At 71.1% G+C, this 19,541-nt stretch carries 20 protein-coding genes; 9 read left to right on the forward strand and 11 right to left on the reverse strand.

The features are described from left to right. Positions 1 to 14: 14 nt before the first annotated feature. From ACIGA3_RS02255 to ACIGA3_RS02265, 3 genes are all read right to left on the reverse strand, one after another. The gene (locus ACIGA3_RS02255) at positions 15 to 1,067 is read right to left on the reverse strand and encodes an endonuclease/exonuclease/phosphatase family protein (protein WP_399710759.1); all 1,053 of its coding nucleotides are present in this window, start codon (positions 1,065 to 1,067) and stop codon (positions 15 to 17) included. Positions 1,068 to 1,256: 189 nt separating this feature from the next. Continuing rightward, a complete protein-coding gene (locus tag ACIGA3_RS02260; protein ID WP_399709541.1) occupies positions 1,257 to 1,886 on the reverse strand; it encodes a TetR/AcrR family transcriptional regulator in 630 nt (209 codons plus the stop codon). A gap of 75 nt (positions 1,887 to 1,961) precedes the next feature. After that, a complete protein-coding gene (locus ACIGA3_RS02265) occupies positions 1,962 to 3,548 on the reverse strand; it encodes an MFS transporter (RefSeq protein ID WP_399709544.1) in 1,587 nt (528 codons plus the stop codon). Between the two features lie 174 nt (positions 3,549 to 3,722). On the opposite strand from ACIGA3_RS02265, the gene panB reads away from it, so the two are divergent. Together panB and ACIGA3_RS02275 are read left to right on the forward strand one after the other, a co-directional pair. Beyond that, complete coding sequence (gene panB / locus ACIGA3_RS02270; protein WP_399709547.1) at positions 3,723 to 4,586, forward strand: 3-methyl-2-oxobutanoate hydroxymethyltransferase; 864 nt, start codon at positions 3,723 to 3,725, stop codon at positions 4,584 to 4,586. 180 nt (positions 4,587 to 4,766) lie between these two features. Then, the gene (locus ACIGA3_RS02275) at positions 4,767 to 5,441 is read left to right on the forward strand and encodes an HAD family hydrolase (protein ID WP_399709550.1); all 675 of its coding nucleotides are present in this window, start codon (positions 4,767 to 4,769) and stop codon (positions 5,439 to 5,441) included. Positions 5,442 to 5,470: 29 nt separating this feature from the next. On the opposite strand, the gene ACIGA3_RS02280 is transcribed toward ACIGA3_RS02275, so the two are convergent. The 3 genes from ACIGA3_RS02280 to ACIGA3_RS02290 all read right to left on the reverse strand — a co-directional run bounded on the left by ACIGA3_RS02280 (position 5,471) and on the right by ACIGA3_RS02290 (position 7,539). After that, a complete protein-coding gene (locus ACIGA3_RS02280) occupies positions 5,471 to 6,634 on the reverse strand; it encodes a methyltransferase domain-containing protein (RefSeq protein WP_399710761.1) in 1,164 nt (387 codons plus the stop codon). After that, positions 6,634 to 6,759 (reverse strand): hypothetical protein, encoded by a 126-nt coding sequence (locus tag ACIGA3_RS02285; RefSeq protein ID WP_399709553.1) that lies wholly within the window; start codon positions 6,757 to 6,759, stop codon positions 6,634 to 6,636. The genes ACIGA3_RS02280 and ACIGA3_RS02285 overlap by 1 nt, the downstream gene beginning before the upstream one ends. 369 nt (positions 6,760 to 7,128) lie before the next feature. Beyond that, complete coding sequence (locus tag ACIGA3_RS02290; RefSeq protein ID WP_399709556.1) at positions 7,129 to 7,539, reverse strand: ATP-binding protein; 411 nt, start codon at positions 7,537 to 7,539, stop codon at positions 7,129 to 7,131. A 242-nt stretch (positions 7,540 to 7,781) separates the two neighbouring features. On the opposite strand from ACIGA3_RS02290, the gene ACIGA3_RS02295 reads away from it, so the two are divergent. From ACIGA3_RS02295 to ACIGA3_RS02310, 4 genes are all read left to right on the forward strand, one after another. Further along, positions 7,782 to 8,933 (forward strand): helix-turn-helix domain-containing protein, encoded by a 1,152-nt coding sequence (locus ACIGA3_RS02295; RefSeq protein ID WP_399709559.1) that lies wholly within the window; start codon positions 7,782 to 7,784, stop codon positions 8,931 to 8,933. Positions 8,934 to 9,073: 140 nt separating this feature from the next. Then, positions 9,074 to 9,757 (forward strand): 2'-5' RNA ligase family protein, encoded by a 684-nt coding sequence (locus ACIGA3_RS02300; protein ID WP_399709562.1) that lies wholly within the window; start codon positions 9,074 to 9,076, stop codon positions 9,755 to 9,757. Continuing rightward, entirely contained in the window at positions 9,754 to 10,779 is a 1,026-nt protein-coding gene (locus ACIGA3_RS02305; protein ID WP_399709565.1) for an ATP-binding cassette domain-containing protein, read from the forward strand. The genes ACIGA3_RS02300 and ACIGA3_RS02305 overlap by 4 nt, the downstream gene beginning before the upstream one ends. Next, positions 10,776 to 11,600, forward strand: coding sequence for an ABC transporter permease (locus ACIGA3_RS02310; protein ID WP_399709568.1), 825 nt, complete (start codon positions 10,776 to 10,778; stop codon positions 11,598 to 11,600). The genes ACIGA3_RS02305 and ACIGA3_RS02310 overlap by 4 nt, the downstream gene beginning before the upstream one ends. A gap of 17 nt (positions 11,601 to 11,617) precedes the next feature. Here ACIGA3_RS02310 and ACIGA3_RS02315 read toward each other — a convergent pair whose 3' ends face one another. Further along, positions 11,618 to 14,893, reverse strand: a complete 3,276-nt coding sequence (locus ACIGA3_RS02315) for a BTAD domain-containing putative transcriptional regulator (protein ID WP_399709571.1) — start codon at positions 14,891 to 14,893, stop codon at positions 11,618 to 11,620. Between the two features lie 147 nt (positions 14,894 to 15,040). On the opposite strand from ACIGA3_RS02315, the gene ACIGA3_RS02320 reads away from it, so the two are divergent. After that, positions 15,041 to 15,841, forward strand: coding sequence for a site-2 protease family protein (locus ACIGA3_RS02320; RefSeq protein WP_399709574.1), 801 nt, complete (start codon positions 15,041 to 15,043; stop codon positions 15,839 to 15,841). Here the strand turns inward: ACIGA3_RS02320 and ACIGA3_RS02325 are convergent. Both ACIGA3_RS02325 and npdG read right to left on the reverse strand, forming a co-directional pair. After that, on the reverse strand, positions 15,831 to 16,025 hold the full coding sequence (locus tag ACIGA3_RS02325; protein WP_399709577.1) for a hypothetical protein: 195 nt from the start codon (positions 16,023 to 16,025) through the stop codon (positions 15,831 to 15,833). The genes ACIGA3_RS02320 and ACIGA3_RS02325 overlap by 11 nt on opposite strands. A gap of 64 nt (positions 16,026 to 16,089) precedes the next feature. Further along, positions 16,090 to 16,815, reverse strand: coding sequence for an NADPH-dependent F420 reductase (gene npdG, locus ACIGA3_RS02330; RefSeq protein WP_399709580.1), 726 nt, complete (start codon positions 16,813 to 16,815; stop codon positions 16,090 to 16,092). A gap of 127 nt (positions 16,816 to 16,942) precedes the next feature. Here npdG and ACIGA3_RS02335 point away from each other — a divergent pair, with 127 nt between their 5' ends. After that, positions 16,943 to 17,539 (forward strand): hypothetical protein, encoded by a 597-nt coding sequence (locus tag ACIGA3_RS02335; protein WP_399709583.1) that lies wholly within the window; start codon positions 16,943 to 16,945, stop codon positions 17,537 to 17,539. Between the two features lie 60 nt (positions 17,540 to 17,599). Here the strand turns inward: ACIGA3_RS02335 and ACIGA3_RS02340 are convergent, their stop codons facing one another. After that, on the reverse strand, positions 17,600 to 17,830 hold the full coding sequence (locus ACIGA3_RS02340) for a hypothetical protein (protein WP_399709586.1): 231 nt from the start codon (positions 17,828 to 17,830) through the stop codon (positions 17,600 to 17,602). 59 nt (positions 17,831 to 17,889) lie between these two features. Between ACIGA3_RS02340 and map the strand changes: the two genes are divergently transcribed. Further along, the gene (gene map, locus ACIGA3_RS02345; protein ID WP_399709588.1) at positions 17,890 to 18,747 is read left to right on the forward strand and encodes a type I methionyl aminopeptidase; all 858 of its coding nucleotides are present in this window, start codon (positions 17,890 to 17,892) and stop codon (positions 18,745 to 18,747) included. 8 nt (positions 18,748 to 18,755) lie between these two features. Here map and ACIGA3_RS02350 read toward each other — a convergent pair whose 3' ends face one another. After that, positions 18,756 to 19,400, reverse strand: coding sequence for a PhzF family phenazine biosynthesis protein (locus ACIGA3_RS02350; protein WP_399709591.1), 645 nt, complete (start codon positions 19,398 to 19,400; stop codon positions 18,756 to 18,758). Positions 19,401 to 19,541 lie beyond the last annotated feature (141 nt).

Below are 19,541 nucleotides of genomic sequence, written 5' to 3' on the forward strand. Positions count from 1 at the left end.
AGTATTCCAGCGGGTTACGAGGGCGTGTCGAGCTTCACACGAGCCGCCACCGGAAGGTGGTCGCTGTTGGTGCGCGGCAGGGTCCAGGAACTCTCCGGCTCGACGCCCTTGACCATGATCTGGTCGATCCGCGCCATCGGGAACGCGGCCGGCCAGCTGAACCCGAACCCGCTGCCCGCCGCGCCCTGCGTGGAGCGCAGCTGGGAGGTGACGGCGTTGAGCGAGCGGTCGTTCATCGTGCCGTTGAGGTCGCCGAGCAGGACGACCCGGGTGAGGGTCTCGTCCGCGATGGCCTCGCCCAGCGCGTCGGCGCTCTTGTCGCGCTGCCGGGCGGTGAACCCGGCCTCCAGCTTCACCCGCACCGAGGGCAGGTGGGCGACGTACACCGCGACCAGGCCGTCCGGGGTGGAGACGGTGGCGCGCATGGCGCGCTTCCAGCCGAGCTTGATGTCGACCGCCTGCACCTGGCTCATCGGGTACTTGCTCCACAGCCCGACCGTGCCCTCCACCGCGTGGTAGGGGTACGTGGCCTTGAGCGCGGCGCCGTACACCGGGACGGCGGAGGCGGGCAGTTCCTCCAGGGCGAGCATGTCGGCGCCGGAGGCGGAGACGTCACGGGCGGTGGCGGCCGGGTCGGGGTTGTCGGCGTTCACGTTGTGGGTGGCGACGACCAGGTCGCCGCCGGTGCCCGACTTGTCGGTGAGCAGCAGCCCGCCGAACAGGTTCAGCCAGACGATCGCCGGCAGCAGCACCGCGATCAGCGCGGTGGCGGAGCGGCGGACCACACCGAGCACGAGCAGCACCAAGATCGCCAGGCCCAGCCAGGGCAGGAAGGTCTCGATGAGGCTGCCGAGGTTGCCGAGCCGGTTGGGGATGCGCGAGTGCACCAGCATCACCAGCGCCAGCGCCAGCGCGACCGCGGCGGTGACCAGGCCCCGGCGCCAGATCCGCGGGTCGCCGCGCCAGCCCCCGAACAACCGGTGCGCCAGGCGCCGAAGCCGGGACACTGGTCGCTCGGGCCCCGAGCCGCCGTTGTCCGTCTCCGTCATGTACGCCTGCTGCGCCATACCGTGTGCCTCACTGCCTGCCGTGCTCTCCGTCATCCCCCCGTGTGTGTGTACGACCCTAGGGGATGTCCGGCTTCGTTCCGCCGTCCCATGACGGCCGTTCGGAAGACGAGGACGAACGAGGCGGCGCCGACAGTTCCGAGAACACCTCCCACGGAGGGGTTCTGTGACGAAACACGCACATCCGCGCTACGGAACCGACGGCCTGACGGGCCGTAGGCCGGCGAGCAGCGTGTCGACGATCTCTTCCGCGAGCCCCTCGGGAAGGCCGGCGTCGGGGCGCAGGACGGTGCGTACCAGCATGGCGCCGACGAACATGTCGTTGGCCAGCTCCACGTCGAGGTCGGTGCGCAGTTCGCCGTCGCGCTGGCCCCGGCGCAGCACGTCCAGGGCGAGGGCGCGGCGGGGCGCTATCACGCCCGCCTCGTAGGCGGCCCAGATCCGCGGGCTGCACTTCGCCTGGACGTAGACGTTGTGCATGATCGCCGAGGACCGGCTGACCAGGCCCCGGCGGCGCAGGGTCTCCAGCAGGACGACGAGGTCGTCGCGCATGGAGGTGCCGGGGAGTTCGGGGTCGGGGGGTTCGGCGGCGCGCATGACGTCGACGAACAGTTCCTCCTTGCCGCTCCAGCGGCGGTAGATGGTGGCCTTGCCGACCCCGGCGGTGCGCGCGACCCGCTCGATGGAGAGGTCGGCCAGCGGTACGCCGTCCTCCAGGAGCTTCATCACGCCTTCCAGGATGGCGCGTTCCACGGTCTCGCTGCGGGGCCTGCCCCGTGCGGGGGCGGGCTGAGCGGGCCGGTCTGCGGCAAGGCTCACGTTGTCGTCGTCCTCTCGGTGTGCTGCGGGAGATTCTCCCGCAGCGGCAGCCTCCCCCCGCCGGGTGCCGACGACTCAGTCGCCGGTGCTGATCAGTTCGGGCTCGCGCTCGCCGGCCTCGGCGGCCGGGGGCCGGCCCGGCAGGAACACGGCGACGACGACGGTGCCGACCAGGGCCACGCCGGTGCCCCACAGGGCGGTGACGTGCATGGCGTGCAGGAAGGCGTCGTAGGCGGGCGTGACCAGGGCCTGGCCGCGCGGGCCGAGCTTCTCGGCGATGCCGAGGGTGGCCTCGATGGACTCGCCGGCGGTGTCGCGCAGGCCGGGCGGCAGCGCGCCGAGCTTGTCCTCGATGCCGTTGCGGTAGGAGGTGGCGAGCACCGAGCCGAGTACGGCGATGCCGAGGGCGCCGCCGACCTGGCGGAAGGTGTTGCTGAGCGCGGAGGCGGAGCCGGCCTTCTCACGGGGCAGGGCCTGCATGATGACGACCGAGGTCGGGGTCATGATGTGCGCCATGCCGGTGCCCATGAGGAAGAAGACGACCTCCAGCAGCCAGATCGGCGTGTCGGCCTCGAAGGTGGCGAACGCGGCCAGGGTGGCGGCGATCAGCAGCATGCCCGCGGTGGTGGTGGCCTTGTTGCCGAAGCGGTCGACCAGCAGCCGGGCGCGGGGCGCGAAGATCATCTGGGCGGCGGCCAGCGGCAGCATCAGCAGGCCGGACTCCAGCGGCGAGTAGCCGCGCACGCTCTGGGTGTAGAAGACGCCGAAGAACGTGACGCCCATCAGCGCGAAGAAGACCAGCGCGATGGCGGCCATGGCGGCGGAGAAGACCTCGTCGCGGAAGTAGGTCACGTCCAGCGAGGGGTGGTCGCTGCGCTTCTCGAAGACGACGAAGGCGATCAGCACGACGACGCCGCCGATGATGGTGGCCAGCACCTTGGGATCGGTGAAGTCGGCCAGTTCGCCGCCCTTGATGATGCCGTAGACCAGCAGGACCAGGCCGAGCACGGAGAGCACCACGCCGATGGGGTCCAGGCGGCCGGGCTTGGGGTCGCGGGAGTCGGGCACCAGCCAGACCATCAGGGCGACGGCGATGAGCACGATGGGCACGTTGACCAGGAAGACCGAGCCCCACCAGAAGTGGTCGAGCAGCGCGCCGCCGGTGATCGGGCCGATGGCGATGGCGAGGCCGACGCCGCCCGCCCAGATGCCGATGGCCTTGGGCTGCTCGGAGCGCTCGAAGACGTTCATCAGCACGGCCAGGGTCGCGGGCATGACGAAGGCGGCACCGAGGGCCATCACGGCGCGGTAGGTGATCAGCTGGGCCGGGGAGCCGGACTCGGCGGCCAGGGCCGAGCCGATACCGAACACCACGAGCCCGCCGAGCAGCACCTTCTTGCGGCCGAGCCGGTCACCGATGAGCCCGGCGGTGAAGAGCAGACCGGCGAAGACCAGCGTGTACGAGTTGATCGCCCACTCGATCTCGCTCTGCGTGGCGCCCAGACCGGTGGGCGCCGGGGTGGCGATGGTCTTGATGGCGACGTTCAGGATCGAGTTGTCGAGCACCACGATGAGCAGGCTCAGCATCAGCACGCCGAGGATCGCCCAGCGGCGCCGGTGCACCGCTTCCGGTATCCGGGGGGCAGGGACGGAGGTTGTCATGTGCCCGATCGTAGGCTCATTTCAATACGGCACCGTCTCGTATCTGAATTCCTTTGCCGAGGTATTGCGCGGTGCTGGGGGCCCCTCTGGCCACCCCCGGCACGAGGTGCCACCATGGAGACGATCCGGGGACGCCGAAAGGGCGCCTCGAGATGAACTGAAGGAGCCGTTGCCATGACGCAGCTCTCGGCTGCCCAGACGAAGCCCTCCGACGGCAAGACGCTGTACGGAGGAAAGGGCACCCGCCGCATCACGGTCCGCGACATCGCTCTCGCCAAGGAGCGGGGTGAGAAGTGGCCCATGCTCACCGCCTACGACGCGATGACCGCCTCCGTCTTCGACGAGTCGGGCATCCCCGTCCTCCTCGTGGGCGACTCGGCGGGCAACTGTCATCTCGGCTACGAGACGACCGTGCCCGTCACCCTCGACGAGATGACCATGCTCTCCGCCGCCGTGGTACGCGGCACCAGCCGCGCCCTCATCGTCGGCGACCTCCCCTTCGGCTCCTACCAGGAGGGTCCGGTGCAGGCGCTGCGCTCGGCGACCCGGCTGGTCAAGGACGCCGGGGTGGGCGCCGTGAAGCTGGAGGGCGGCGAGCGCTCGCACGAGCAGATCAAGCTGCTGGTGGAGTCCGGCATCCCGGTGATGGCCCACATCGGCCTCACCCCGCAGTCCGTCAACGCCATGGGCTACCGGGTCCAGGGGCGCGGCGAGGAGGCGGCCGCCCAGCTGCTCCGCGACGCCAAGGCGGTGCAGGACGCGGGCGCCTTCGCCGTCGTGCTGGAGCTGGTTCCGGCGGAGCTGGCGGCCGAGGTGACGCGGGTGCTGCACATCCCGACGGTCGGCATCGGCGCCGGTCCGGACACCGACGCGCAGGTGCTGGTGTGGACCGACATGCTGGGTCTGACCTCGGGCCGGGTCCCGAAGTTCGTCAAGAAGTACGCGGCGCTCCGTGAGGTCATGGGCGACGCGGCGAAGTCCTTCGCGGAGGAAGTCGTCGGCGGAACGTTCCCGCTGGACGAGCACTCCGTCCACTAGCCACTGCGGCACCACCACCGGGCAGCCCGCCGATCTTCCCCCAGTCGGCGGGCTGCCCGCCTTTCGCGTCTGGAAGCAGCCTGTTCCTGCCCGATTCCGGGCAGGATCGCAACTGCTCCCGCAGGTCTCGATCTAGGGTGATCGCACGATCCACCGTGTTCACCGCGAAGGGACATCCGTATGCGCTCGCTCCCCGCCGGCACCGAGGCCGTGGTCTTCGACTGTGACGGCCTGCTGGTCGACACCGAAGCCTGCTGGACCGTCGTGGAAGCGGCCATCTTCGCGGAGCACGGTCATCCCTTCGGTCCCGAACAGAAGGCGCTGGTCATCGGCCGCACCATCGAGGCCGCCGGAGAGGCCATGGCTCAGTACCTCGGGCGCCCTCGCGCGGGCGCCGAACTCGCCGTCGAGCTCCTCGAAGGAGTCCGCAAGGAGCTGTCCCGAGGCGCTGCGGCCCTTACCGGGGCGGCGGAACTGGTGCGCGCCTGCCGGGCGGCCGTACCCATAGCCGTCGCGAGCAACAGCCCGCGCGAACTGCTGGACGCGGCCTTGTGGTCGGCCGGTCTCGCCGACCACTTCACCCACACGTTCGCCGCCGACGAAGTGCGCTCCCCCAAGCCCGCGCCGGAGCTCTACCTCACGGCATGCGAAGCGCTCGGCGCTACTCCCGAACGCTCCGTCGCCTTCGAGGACTCGGCCACGGGCATCGCCTCGGCGCGCGCCGCCGGGCTCTACGTCGCGGTGGTGCCGTCCCTTCCCGGCGCCGACCTCGACCACGACTGGCTGGGGACCAGTCTCGCCGAACCCGAACTGCTGGCTTGGGCCGGAGGACTCCGCGTCGGCACGGCCCGCTGATCCATCCGGGGCCGTCCGAGAGACCCTGATCAGACCGGCCAGGCGTCCTCGGAGTCGTCGAGCCACACGAGCTGGCCGCCGTCCGCGCGGACGGTGAGGCCGAACCGCCCGATGCCCGGCCGTCCGGCGTCTCTCCACCAGTCGAGGGCCTTTGCGACCTCGTCCCAGAGCCGCCGCGGCCCGGCCTGCCACACGTCGGCCTTCCCGCCGTCGTGCAGCATGACGCAGGCCCACGAGCGGTCCGTGAGCCCGTAGAACCAGACGGGCCGCGATCCTTCCCGCTTCGCCGCCACGGCCTGGTGGCAGCCGCGCACCCGCAGCCCCAGGACGAACGCGACCGCGTCGAAACGGTCCACGCCGAGCAGGTCGGCCTCGGTCACCTCCGCCTGCGAGTGGTCGGCCGAGTCCACGCCGTCCGGGACGTACGCCTCGTGACCGGGGAAGGGGAGCCGCTGAGCGCGTAGCTTCATGAACTCCGCCGGGCCGACGAACTTCCCGCTCGCCCGTCCCCCACCGACTTCGAGCCGGACGACCGCGTCCGCGTTGCTGTAGTGCGTCCCCCAGGGGGCGACGATCAGTCCGCCCTCGCGGGTCTGCTCGATCCACGCGGGCGGCAGCTTGCGGACCCCGGCGGTGGCGATGACCCGGTGGAACGGTGCGCCGGCCGGATCGCCGAGCGCGCCGTCCCGCGTGAGCACCGTTCCGAGCAGACGTGCCGCGTTCAGCCTTTCGCGTGCGGTGTCGGCTACCTGCGGGTCGATCTCGACGCTCGTGACGTTCCGCGCACCGAGCCGGGCCGCGAGCAGACCGGCGTTCCATCCGGTGCCGGTGCCGATCTCCAGCACCCGGTTGCCGGGGCGCACGTCGAGCGCGGCCAGCATCCGGAAGACGACCGAGGGCATCGAGGCGGACGACGTCGGCACCCCACCGGGCCCGGCGCCCGCGCCGTCGTCCCACTGGGTGACGATGGCGACGTCCGCACACGCATAGTCCTCCCAGACGTCCGGCTCGGTGCGGCGGTCCACCCGCGTGCTCTCGCCGCTGTCCATGTCGTGCGCCCAGAAGACCTCCGGCAGGAAGTCCGAACGGGGCGCGGCCAGGAGAGCGGACGACCAGTCCGGGGTCATGGCCCCGGACGCCGCGAGGGAACGGGCCGGCGCGGCCCGCTCCCCCGCCCCATCGGTCGTCACCATCATGCGGCGAACCTCGGGCCACCGTCGGGGGACGGCGGGGTCGGCGGCCCCGGCCAGGGCTGCCCGGGCAGCTTGTCGCCGCCCTCATCGCCCTCGTCGCCACCGGCGGCCAGCGGGTGCGTCATGTTCGTCTCCCTCGTCTTGAACATCGTGGTCCCCTGCGGCGGATGCTGGAAGGGGGGCCGTTCTGCCGGGGCCCGACAGAACGGGGCTCAGGTGGCGCGCGGATCACACGGCGCGGAGCGTTCAGGTCGCTCCCCCGGGTGCGGACTGCCCAGGAGTGGGGATGACCACAAGGAATGTGGTGACAACGCCCCGGAACCGCTTGTGCCCGGTCTCGTCGGCATGCCTGAGGCACCAGTCCTTTACGGCGGCCCCGCCTTCGGCTTCCTGTGATCGCATTCCGCACGTCATGCACCATGCGTGAGAAACACCCTGCCGTGCGTCCGGGTCGACACACAACGCGTATTCAACGACCTTCTTGATGTTTTTGATCATTCGGCAGCCTCAGAAGGCCTGATGACCAACTCGGCCCACACGGTCTTACCAACGACCTGCTCCGTGACTCCCCACGCTTCGGTAAGGGAGGCCACGATTTCAAGCCCCCGACCGGAGACCGCCAAGGGAACCCTGGGACGCCTGCGGGGCATTCCGTCGCCGGTGTCGCGCACTTCCACGCGGACTCGTCCGGCGCTGTGGTCGATGGTGACTTCGACCTGCCGACCGGGCGCGGTCTTGCCGTGACGGACGGCATTGGTCACCAGCTCCGACACGATCAGGACCAGGTCGTCCGCCGGGCCGCCGACGCCAATGCCGGCAGCGAACGAACGCGCGAAATGGCGCGCCTTGCTGACGCTGGCACGAGTCTTCGGGTACCGAGCGCTTAACCGCTGGATGTCACTCATGTGTTGCCCTGCCAGGAGTGCGGTCTCGCCCACCGGCGCGAGGTCCCTGCTCCCCTGGCTGGGCGGGGCGGCGGTACTGTGATCCATGTCGACTCCAACCGGCCGGCCAAGCTCCAGGTCCGTTCCACGCGGTCGCAGGAGCGATTGTGTGTTGTCTGTTCACTCAACGATCTGCCGTATCCGCAGGGGAGTTGACCAGCGTTGACTATGCTCGGGGTCAACAGTCAACGGGAGCAGCTCTCATGATCGATTTTGCCGACACGGTGCGTAAGGCACTCAGGGAGCAAGGCAAGAGCCTCAGAGGTGCGGCCGGCGAACTGCACTATGACGTTGCCTATCTGAGCCGCGTTCTGAATGGGAAACGGGCCCCTTCTTCCGAGCTGATCCAAGCCCTGAACGAGTTTCTCGGACTTTCGCTCGACGTCGAATACGCAGTACGCCATGACGACGAAATGGACGCGTGGGAGCTGGCACGACGCGTTCAGGCAAGCGATATGGGCTCGGCGACTCTGAGTCGACTGGAGAAATCATTCGACGAATTGGCGATGACCTACCCCAAGTCGGACCCCGAGGACCTGTTGCGGAAGGTACGTAAGCATTCCGTCTACGTGGTAAAGCTCTTGGACGCGAAGAAAACGCTGTCCGAGCATCGCCGCCTGCTGGTCGTCGGCGGCTGGCTCTCCCTCCTGGGCGCCACCGTTCACATCGACCTGATGGAGGATGACGCCGCTACCGCTCGCCTTCGCACAGCCGCAACGCTGGCCAGAGAGGCCAACCACCCGGAAATCGAAGCCTGGTGTCAGGAAACCGAGGCGTGGCGCGTTCTGACGGACGGTGACTACGTGCGCGCGGTGGAGATTTCCCGTACGTCTCAGGACATCGCCCCGGCCGGCACCTCCGCCATGATTCAGGCGACCGCGCAGGAGGGCAGGGCTCATGCGCGCCTGGGAAACGCGACGAAGACCTATGCGGCCATCGAGCGGGTCCAGAACATGTCGGCATCCCTCGGAAGCCCTGACACGCCGGAGCATCATTACCGGTACGACCCCACCAAGGCACTGTCCTACACGGCGACGACTCTTGCCTGGCTGGGGGATTCGGCGGCGGAGCCGTACGCCCGAGAGGTGATCAAGCGGCTGAGCCCGGGCGACGATGTGTCCAAGTGGCCGCGCCGCGTGGCCTCCACGAACCTTGATCTGGCTCTGACCCTGCTGAAGGAGAACCGGCTGGACGAGGCTTGCGATGCCGCGCAGAAGGCCATCCTGTCGGGACAGGTGGCCCCGTCCAATCACTGGCGCGCGCTGGAAGTCGTCAGGGCGGTCGAGGCCCGGGAGCTTCCGGAGAGCGCGGACCTGCGAGAGGCGTACCAGATACTCAAGGTCATCGAGCAGTAGCGCTCGACCGGCCCGCAAGATGTCGGCGGCGCTGCCTGTCCGCCGGTCTGCGCGCCGCCATCGAGGAGTGGTGCGTGGACTCCGCTCCGCGGCGCCTCGCGCTCTCGCCAGGCACTGGCGCGGCCTGATTGGATCGCCGGATGACTCTCGCTTCCTCGGACACCCTGCGGAACCATTGGTGGTGGCGGCCCGGCTGGAGCGTCGGGCGGCGGTTCTACACGTGGCACCTGACGTGGGAAGGGCAGGACGACGTGCACCGGCTCGCCGCCGAGTACCGGGACGCGCTCGCTCCGTTCGCCGGTGAGCTGACCCTCATCCCGGATCGGTGGCTGCACCTGACGATGCAGGGCATCGGGTTCGTCGGCGAGGTCGCCGAGAAGGATGTCCGCGCCATCGCCGACGCCGCGAGCGAGCGACTGGCCGCCGTCCCGGCCTTCGACGTCCAGGTGGGCCCGCACGTGCTGGCCCCTGAGGCCGTCCTGCTGACCGTCCACCCGGCCGGTTCCGTGCACGCAGTCCGCAGCGCGATCCGCGGCGCCATCGGCGACGTACTGAACGACGTCGACCCAGGTCATGCCCCGCGCGGAAACCATGCGGACAATCCCGGTCACGACCAGAACGCCCGCGATGAATCTGCGGAACCGATCGGACTGCCGCTTCTTCACGGGCGATTGCCCGGAGCTGTCGAACTGGGTCACTGTGCCCGCCCCTTTCGCGAGGCGGTGTCACGGCGCCGGTTCGGAGCGTACCGACCAGGGTGTAGCCCCGCTGTCGGTCGGCTGTCGGTGCTTTGTCGGTGCCCCCTGGCATTGTCTTCCGCATGACGCGAATCGATGACAACCCCGGCGGCGGCCGTTCCGCCGTGTCCGTGCGGGGGATGGTCAAGCACTACGGCGAGACCAAGGCGCTGGACGGGGTCGACCTGGAGGTCCGGGAGGGGACCGTGATGGGGGTGCTCGGGCCGAACGGCGCCGGGAAGACCACCCTTGTACGCATTCTGTCGACCCTGATCACCCCGGACGCCGGTGAGGCGCTCGTGGCCGGGTACGACGTCGTACGGCAGCCCCGGCAGTTGCGCCGGGTGATCGGGCTGACCGGACAGTACGCCTCGGTGGACGAGAAGCTGCCCGGCTGGGAGAACCTGTACATGATCGGCCGGCTGCTGGACCTGTCCCGTAAGGACGCCCGCCGCCGCGCCGACGAACTGCTGGAGCGTTTCTCCCTGACCGAGGCCGCCAAGCGCCCCGCCTCCACCTACTCCGGCGGTATGCGGCGGCGCCTGGACCTGGCCGCCTCCATGATCGGCCGTCCGCAGGTGCTGTTCCTGGACGAGCCCACCACGGGCCTGGACCCCCGTACCCGCAACGAGGTCTGGGACGAGGTGAAGACCATGGTCGGCGAGGGCGTGACCGTGCTGCTCACCACCCAGTACATGGAGGAGGCCGAGCAGCTCGCCTCCGAGCTGACCGTGGTGGACCGGGGCAAGGTCATCGCGGGCGGCCGGATCGAGGAGCTGAAGGCGAAGGTCGGCGGCCGCACCCTGCGCGTGCGCCCGGTGGACCCGCTCCAGCTGGAGCCGCTCGCCAGCACGCTGGACGAGCTGGGCATCACCGGCCTCGCCACCACCACCGTGGACCGCCAGACCGGCACCCTGCTGGTGCCGATCCTCAGCGACGAGCAGCTCACCGCGGTCGTCGGCGCGGTCACCGCGCGCGGTATCACCATCTCCTCCATCGTCACCGAACTCCCCAGCCTGGACGAGGTGTTCCTCTCCCTCACCGGCCACCGCGCCAGTGCCCCGCAGGACGCCACGCCCGCCGAATCCCGCGAAGAGGTCGCCGTATGAGCGCCGCCACCACGACCGCCCCGCTCGCCCCGCCGGCGGACTCCCGCATCACCCTGCGCGGGCACCTGCGGCACACCGGCGCGCTCGTCCGCCGCAACCTGCTGTGGATCAAGCAGGACCCTGAGTCGATGTTCGACGCGCTGCTGATGCCCGTCGTCTTCACCCTGCTGTTCGTGTTCGTCTTCGGCGGCTCCATCGGCCAGGCGCTCGGCGGTGGTCAGGACCAGTACGTGCAGTACGTCATCCCCGGCATGCTGGCGATGATGAGCATGACGATGTCGCAGGGCGTCGGCACCGGCTTCAGCCAGGACTTCAACAGCGGTGTCATGGACCGGTTCCGCTCGCTGCCGATCGGCCGCGGCTCGGTGCTGTTCGCCAAGCTCGCGGTGGAGCTGGGCCGGATGCTGTTCGCCACGGCCGTGCTGATGGTCGTCGCCGTGCTGGTGGGCTTCGACATCACCAGTTGGCCGGGACTGTTCGCCACCGTGGGCCTGGCCACGCTGTTCGCGTCCTCGATCATGTGGGTGTTCCTCACCCTGGGCGTGGTGATGAAGAGCGCGCAGTCCGTGCAGGCGATGGGCTTCCTGGTGCTGTTCCCGCTCCAGTTCGGCTCGTCCATCTTCGCGCCGACCAAGTCGATGCCCGGCTGGCTCCAGGCGTTCACCGACTACAACCCGCTGTCCACGCTCGCGGACGCCGCGCGCGGTCTGATGGTGGGCGGCCCCGTGGCCCATGACCTGTGGGTGACGGTCGCCTGGTCGGTGGCGATCACCGTGGTGATGGCGCCGGTCGCCATCCACAAGTTCCGTACCAAGACCTGACGTTCACGTTCACCGGCTCACACCAGGGCGGTGGCCTCCGCGAGGGAGAGGCCACCGCCCTCGGCGTACGCGGCGTCGAACGCCGCCTCGCCGAGCACTTCACGGACACGGCCCTCGGTGCGGTCGTACGCGTACTGCTCCACCCGTGGGCGCAGATGCCCCTCCGGCATCAGGGCCACCGAGGCGCCCAGGCAGCGGGCGGCGTCCGCGGCACGGGCCCCGTCGTCGGCGAGGGCCAGGGCCAGCGCCGCGACCGTGAGGCAGACGGTCGGCATCTGCGGGACGACGATGTCGCACAGCGGGTCGCCGGCCAGCACCAGCGCGCGGCGGACCGAGTCCAGAGAGCGTTCCGAGTGCCCTTCCTCGGCGTCCAGCCAGGCTTCCTGGGCGAGGATCATGGCGTCGAAGACGACGAACCGGGCGAGGACGAACTCCTCCCGCAGCAGCTGGAGTTGTACCCGTGCCTCGGCGGTCCTGCCGGTCACCAGGAGCCAGGAGGCCAGATGCAGCCGGGCCACCGGCATGGCCTCGCTGTGTCTGCCGTCCAGCTCCTGGACGACCTCGCGCAGCAGCCGTTCGCCGCGCTCCTCCTCCCCCGCCTCCATCAGCACATTGCCGAGGCGGGCGCCGAGGACGGCCATCTGGGCGCGGGCGCCGAGGTGTTCGGCGTGCGCCATGGCGCCTTCGTAGTCGGCGGCGGCTTCTCGGCTCAGCCCCTTGCGCTCATGGGCCTCGCCGCGCGCGGACAGCGCCTCGGCGAGCCCCCACTCGTCACCGAGGCGCTGGTAGATCTCCAGCGACTCGTCGGCGTCGCGGGCGGCGTCGCCCGCCCAGGTGGCGCGGTTGGCGAGCAGGTTGGCGCGGGTCTGGAGGGCGCCCGCCAGTTCCCATTCGTAGCCGGGGGTCTCCCGGCAGGTGCGCACGGTGGCGTCGGTGATCTCGGGCAACCGTCCGACGCCGTTGGCGAGCATCTCCGCGAACCACCAGAGCATGCCGGGTGAGCGGCAGGTCTGCGGCAGGCCGGGCCGGTAGACCTCGGTGATGACGGTCAGCTTGTCCCGCGCGGCGGGGCTCCGCCATGCCTCCAGATCGGTGTCCATGCAGGCGAGATGGGCGAGGTGCAGCCCGCGCCGGGCCTCGGCGAGGACTTCCCCGGCGAGCGGGGGCGGGGTGTCGGTGCAGCGCTCCCACACCGGCTCGGCCCGCGCGGCCGGTTCCGCGAACGGGTCGGGGCCGAGCGCCATGACCTCCTCGCACCACGCCCGCACCTCGAGGCGCTGGTCCCGCATCTGCCAGTACCAGATCAGGGACAGCACCATGCACAGCCCTTCCTGCTCGTCGCGCAGGTCGACGGCGTGCCTGAGGGCGGTGCGCAGGTTCTCGTACTCCAGCTGGACGCGGTCGATGGCCTCGCGCTGACGGGGTCCGCGCAGCAACGGGTCCGTGGTGCGGGCGAGTTCGCGGTAGTAGGTGAGGTGGGCGCGCTCGGCGGCGGCGCGTTCACCACTCTCGTCCAGCCGCTCGGCGGCGTACTCCGCGACGGTCTCCAGCAGCCGGTAGCGCATCCCGGCGCCGGCCGAAGGAGCTGCCACCACAAGGGACTTGTCGACCAGGGAGCCGAGGGCGTCCAGCGCGACGGGGCCGCAGACTGCCTCGGCGGCGGCCAGGTCGCAGCCGCCCGCGAACACCGACAGCCGTCCCAGTACGTCGCGTTCGTCGGCGTCGAGCAGGTCCCAGGACCAGTCGACCACCGCGCGCAGGGTCTGCTGGCGGGGCAGTACGGTGCGGCTGCCGGAGGTGAGCAGCCGGAACCGGTCGTCCAGCCGGTCCGCGATCTGACGGGGCGTCAGCATGCGCAGCCGGGCGGCCGCCAGCTCGATCGCCAGGGGCAGGCCGTCCAGGCGGTGGCAGATCTCGGCGCACGCCTCCGGGTCGTCGGCCACCGTGAAGCCGGGACGGGCGGCCGCGCCGCGATGGCCGAGCAGCCGCAGCGCGACCGGCTCGGGCAGCGGCTCGACCGGGCGCAGCAACTCCCCCGGCACGCCGAGGGGTTCGCGGCTGGTGGCGAGGACGGTGAGGTGCGGGCAGTCGGCCAGCAGGCGTTCGGCGAGGCGGGCGGCGGCGTCCACGACGTGCTCGCAGTTGTCCAGGATGATCAGCATCCGGCGCCGTCCGCAGTGCTCCACCAGCCGCTCGACGGGGTCGCCCCAGCGGTCGGAGACGGCGCGCACACCCTCGACGCCCGCGCCGTGCAGCACGGTCTCGCGGGCGCCGATGGCGGTGAGCACGGCCTGCGGTACGGCGTCGGGGTCGTCCACGGGCGCGAGTTCGGCGAGCCAGGCGCCGTCGGGTGCGGTGCCCCGGACGGCTTCGGCGGCCTCCATCGAGAGCCGGGTCTTGCCCGCGCCGCCGGGTCCCAGCAGGGTGACCAGCCGGGAGGCGGCGAGGTCGGCGCCGATGGCATCGATGTCGGACTCCCGGCCGACGAAGGAGGTCAGCCGGGCGGGCAGGTTGCCCGGCGCTGGCCGGGGCGTGGCCAGGGTGGGCGGTGCCGGGTCGGGGCCGGTACCGGCCAGCAGCTCGGCGTGCAGGGCGCGCAGCTCGGGTCCCGGATCGGCGCCCAGCCGGTCGGCCAGCAGGTGCCGTACCTCCTCGTACGCGGCCAGCGCCTGGGCGGTGCGGCCGGTGTCGCGCAGGGCGCGCAGCCGCAGGGCCTGGAGGGGTTCGTCCAGGGGGTGCTCGTCGCACAGGGCGGCCAGCTCGGGCAGGGACGGCTCGGCCTGGCCGAGGGCGAGGGCGGCGGTGTGCCGGGCGCGCAGGGCGTCCAGTCGGCGGGTCTCCCAGCGGGCCGCGTCGGCGGTGCGGTCGGGCAGGTCGGCGAGGACCGGCCCGCGCCACAGGGCGAGGGCGTCGTCCAGGAGGACGGCGGCCTTGGCCGGGTCGGCGTCGGCGAGGGCGCGCAGGCCGTCGCCGGTGAGCCGGTCGAAGCGGGTGAGGTCCACGTCGTCGGGGGCGGCGGTGAGCCGGTACCCGCCGTCGGCGGAGGCGACCGCGTCGGCCCCGAGGGCCCGGCGCAGCCGGCCGACGAGCGCCTGGAGGGCGCCCGGCGCGTCGGCGGGCGGGTCGGCGCCCCACACCTCGTCGACCAGTGCCCCGGCCGGTACGGTCCGTCCGGCGCGCAGCGCGAGTACGGTCAGCAGCGCACGCAGCCGCGCCCCGCCGACGGGGACGGGGGTGCCGTCCGGACGGAGAGCCTGGGTGGTGCCGAGTAGCCGATAGCGCACGGGGTCCATTGTCCCTGGGGACGCACCGGCGGCGCCTCCGGGTTTCAGTGACGCGCGGGCGGGCCGGAACCTCCGGGCGGGACCGGGACGTTCCCCTCACATCACCGGTACGGTCGACCCTCAGCACCCCAGGCACACAGAGCAGTCAGGAGCCCCATGACCACCGCCCTCTCGCGTACCGGCGATCGCCGGATCAGTCCCGTGTTCGCCGGAATCGTGGCCATCGCGGCGGTGACGGGGTGGGCGACCTGGACGGGGTTCGCGGCGCAGCCGGGCCTCGCGGTGTTCCTGTTCGTGACGGCCGCGTGGATCGTCTCGCTGTGTCTGCACGAGTACGCGCACGCCCGCACGGCCCTGCACAGCGGGGACATCTCGGTCGGCGCCAAGGGCTATCTGACGCTGAACCCGCTGAAGTACACGCACGCGCTGCTGAGCGTCGTGCTGCCGGTGCTGTTCGTGATCATGGGCGGGATCGGTCTGCCGGGCGGCGCGGTCTTCATCGAGCGGGGCCGGATCAGGGGGCGCTGGCGGCACAGCCTGATCTCGGCGGCCGGTCCGCTGACGAACGTGCTGTTCGCGGCGGTGTGCACGGCGCCGTTCTGGCTGCACGCGCTGGACGGCGTCCCCCGCGACTTCCGGTTCGCGCTGGCGTTCCTCGCCCTGCTCCAGGTCACGGCGGCGATCCTGAACTTCCTGCCGGTGCCGGGCCTGGACGGCTACGGAGTGATCGAGCCCTGGCTGTCGAACGGGATCAAGCGTCAGGTGGAGCCGATCGCCCCGTTCGGCCTGCTGATCGTGTTCGCGCTGCTGTGGGTGCCCTCGGTCAACCGGGCGTTCTTCGACGTGATCTACACCCTGCTGAGCGCGCTGGGCGTGGACAGCGCCTTCTCGGACTGCGGCTACTACCTGTACCGCTTCTGGTCCGAGACCCCGCAGGTGTGCTCGATCATCCCGTGACGGAACCGGCGCCCGTGCCGGACCTGGCCCGGCCGCGCTTGACGTAGAAGAACGTCATGTTGGATGTCAGGCCCGCCAGCAGCACCCAGATGATCCCCAGCCAGCTGCCCTGGACGAAGGACACGACGGCCGCGGCCACGGCGAGCACGCAGACGGCGAGGGTGACGAGGGCGATGCGGGGCATGGGGGCGGCTCCTGTCGGGGGACACTGCTACGCCGACCAGTGTCCCCCACCCGCCCAGGTGCCGTCACACGTCGGTGACGCGGAGCCCGGCGTGCGCCTTGTAGCGGCGGTTGGTGGAGATCAGGTTGGCGACGAGCCCCTCCACCTGGTGGGCGTTGCGCAGCCGCCCGGCGAAGACGCCGCGCATGCCGGGGATGCGGCCGGCCAGGGCCTGCACGATGTCGGTGTCGGCCCGCTTGTCGCCGAGGACCATCACGTCGGTGTCGATCTCGTCGATCTCCGGGTCCTCCAGGAGAACGGCGGAGAGGTGGTGGAAGGCGGCGGTGACGCGGGAGTCCGGGAGCAGGGCCTCGGCCTGCTGGGCGGCGCTGCCCTCCTCGGGGGTGAGCGCGTAGGCGCCCTGCTTGTCGAAGCCGAGCGGGTTGACGCAGTCCACGACGAGCTTGCCCGCCAGGTCCTCGCGGAGCGACTTCAGGGTGTCGGCGTGGCCGTCCCACGGCACGGCGACGATCACGACGTCACTGCGGCGCGCGGTCTCGGCGTTGTCGGCGCCCTCGATGCCATGGCCCAGCTCCTCGGCGGCGGTGTGCGCCCGCTCGGCCGACCGCGAGCCGACGATCACCTTCTGCCCGGCCTTGGCGAGCCGGTAGGCGAGGCCCTTGCCCTGCGGTCCGGTGCCGCCGATCACGCCGACGACGAGCCCGGAGACGTCGGGCAGGTCCCAGGGGTCCTTGGCGGGGGCCTTCGCGGGGGCGGTACCGGTCTGCTGTGCGCTGTCGCTGGAGGTCATGGGCCGACTCTACGTCCGTGCGGGCGCCCGTACCCGGCGAGGTGGGCCGCGTCACGCGATACCCGCAGGGGTGAACCGCGAGTGAACTGCGGTGCGGGAGTGATGGGTTGCGGCAGGATGCGGCCGCATGGACGCCGTACGGGTCGCGCTGCTGCGCGAAGTGCTCGCCGGGACCGAGTGGTTGGGGGCGACCCGCAGGTTCGCGGGGGTGCTGCGCGGCTCGGTGACGGCCCATGGCGGCGGCCTGCTGCTGGCGGGCACCGAGGCGTACGAGCCCTGGCATCTGGCCGCGCACCTGGTGGACGAGGCGGCCTGGTCCGGCACGCCCGAGCTGGCCCCCACCCTGGTCCGGCACCACGTCCGCCCCGGTGATCCGGCGCATCTGGCGGTGGGCCCCGGCCGGATCGCGGAGGCCAGGCGCGGCGAGACCCTGCTGGTGGTGGCGCCGGAGGAACCGGCCGAGCTGCTGGAGCGGGTGCACACCGCGCGGCGGGCCGGGGTGACGGTGCTGGCGCTGGGGGCGGGCGGCGGCGAGCTGGCGGCGATGGCCCACGAGACACTGGCGGTGCCGGACGGCGCGGAGCTGGACCTGGACAGCGTGCAGCACCTGGTGAGCGCGGCGGCCGGGGAGAACGCGGGCCCACCCAGAGCCCGCCGGAGCTTCCGGGACCGGCTGTCCCGGCTGGCGGAGACCCTGACGGCGCCCCCGGCCGCGCCCTGGTGACAAACGCGGAGCCGCCCCCGCGGGTGAGGCGAGGGCGGCTCGGAGCATGTCAGGAAGAGGTCAGTCCTTGTCGGACTCGTCGGCCGGGGTGTCGTGCCAGCGCGGGTCGTTCTCCCAGTCGGCGTTGCGCTCGCGGGCGGTCTCCATCGCGTGGCGCGCCTCGTCCGGGGAGGCGTAGGGACCGAAACGGTCCTTGCCGGGACAGTCGGGGCCCTCCTCGACCTTCTTGTGCTCCAGGCAGTAGTACCACTCGCCCGGCTTGCCCTCGGTGCGCTTCTTGAACACGGACATCAACGGCTCCTCTCGCCACCCTCATGTTCCCTCATGCCCCGCTGGTTAGACTCGCTGGCATGTCTGGCCAGTCGCTGCTCGTCCCAGGGGAGCTCTCCCCCACCCGCCCGGTGCCCGGAAACATCCGCCGCCCGGAGTACGTCGGAAAGCCCGCGCCCGCACCGTACACCGGTCCCGAGGTGCAGACGCCCGAGACGATCGAGGTGATGCGGACCGCCGGCCGTATCGCCGCGCAGGCGATGGCGGAGGCGGCGAAGATCATCGCACCCGGTGTCACCACGGACCAGCTGGACAAGGTCGCGCACGACTACATGTGCGACCACGGGGCCTACCCGTCCACGCTGGGTTACCGGGGCTTCCCGAAGTCACTGTGCACTTCGGTCAACGAGGTCATCTGCCACGGCATCCCGGACTCGACGGTGCTCAGGGACGGCGACATCGTCAACCTGGACGTCACCGCGTACATCGGCGGGGTGCACGGCGACAACAACGCCACCTATCTGGTCGGCGAGGTGGACGAGGAGTCGCGGCTGCTGGTGGAGCGCACGCGCGAGGCGCTGAACCGGGCGATCAAGGCGGTCAGGCCCGGCCGCCAGATCAACATCATCGGCCGGGTCATCGAGTCCTACGCCAAGCGCTTCGGCTACGGCGTCGTGCGCGACTTCACCGGGCACGGCATCAACTCGTCGTTCCACTCCGGGCTGATCGTGCCGCACTACGACTCCCCGCACGCCACCACGGTCATCCAGCCCGGCATGACCTTCACCATCGAGCCGATGCTGACGCTCGGCACCCACGAGTACGACATGTGGGACGACGGCTGGACCGTGGTCACCAAGGACCGCAAGCGCACGGCCCAGTTCGAGCACACGCTGGTGGTGACGGACACCGGGGCGGACATCCTCACCCTGCCGTAGCCGCCCGCTCAGCGTTCCAGTACGACCCGGCCGCCGACCTCCACCCAGCCGTGCGGCTGGGGGGCGGTGAGGAGCTGGGAGCCGCGGCCCTGGGTGATGTTGAGGGCGCGGCCGAGCCGGTCGGTGAGCAGCAGCGCGGCCGCGCCGGTCGCCTCGTCCTCGTCGATCCCGTCGCCCCGGCCGGGGAAGGCGCGGGCGCGGACCCGGCCGGCCGCCTCGTCCTCCCAGGCCCAGGCGTAGATCCACTCACCGGGCAGCGGCACCTGAAGGGCGTCGACCTCGGCGGCGGTGGCGTACTGGCGCAGGGTGCGCGGCGGGGCCCACTCGGCGCGGGCCTCGATCCAGGTGAACTCGCCGTCCAGCCGGGTGCCCACCTCCCCGGCCGGGGTGACCAGTTCGGGCACGTCGAGCAGCCAGGCGGTACCGACGCAGGGGTGGCCCGCGAAGGGCAGCCGGGAGGTCGGGGTGTAGATGTCGATCACTCCGCGCTCGGGGTCGTCCACGAACACGGTCTCGCTGAAGCCGAGTTTGGCGGCGAGCGCCTGCCGGTCGTCCCGCTCGGGCACAGTCGAGCCGTTGCGGACGACGCCCAGCTCATTTCCGTAGCCGCCCGAAGGGCCGCAGAAGACACGGAGTACGTCGTAGTCAGTCACCGGGGCATTGAAGCATCGCGGCCGCTTGGGATGCTCTTTGCCGTCCCTTGACATCGCCTTTGGGGTGCCGACATCAAGTCGTGTCTGTGATCTTTTCGTGCGGTTCGAATCCGGTATCGGACGGAGACGGGCGGACTAAGG

The organism is Streptomyces sp. NPDC085596, from assembly GCF_044541565.1.
Classification (GTDB): Bacteria; Actinomycetota; Actinomycetes; order Streptomycetales; family Streptomycetaceae; genus Streptomyces.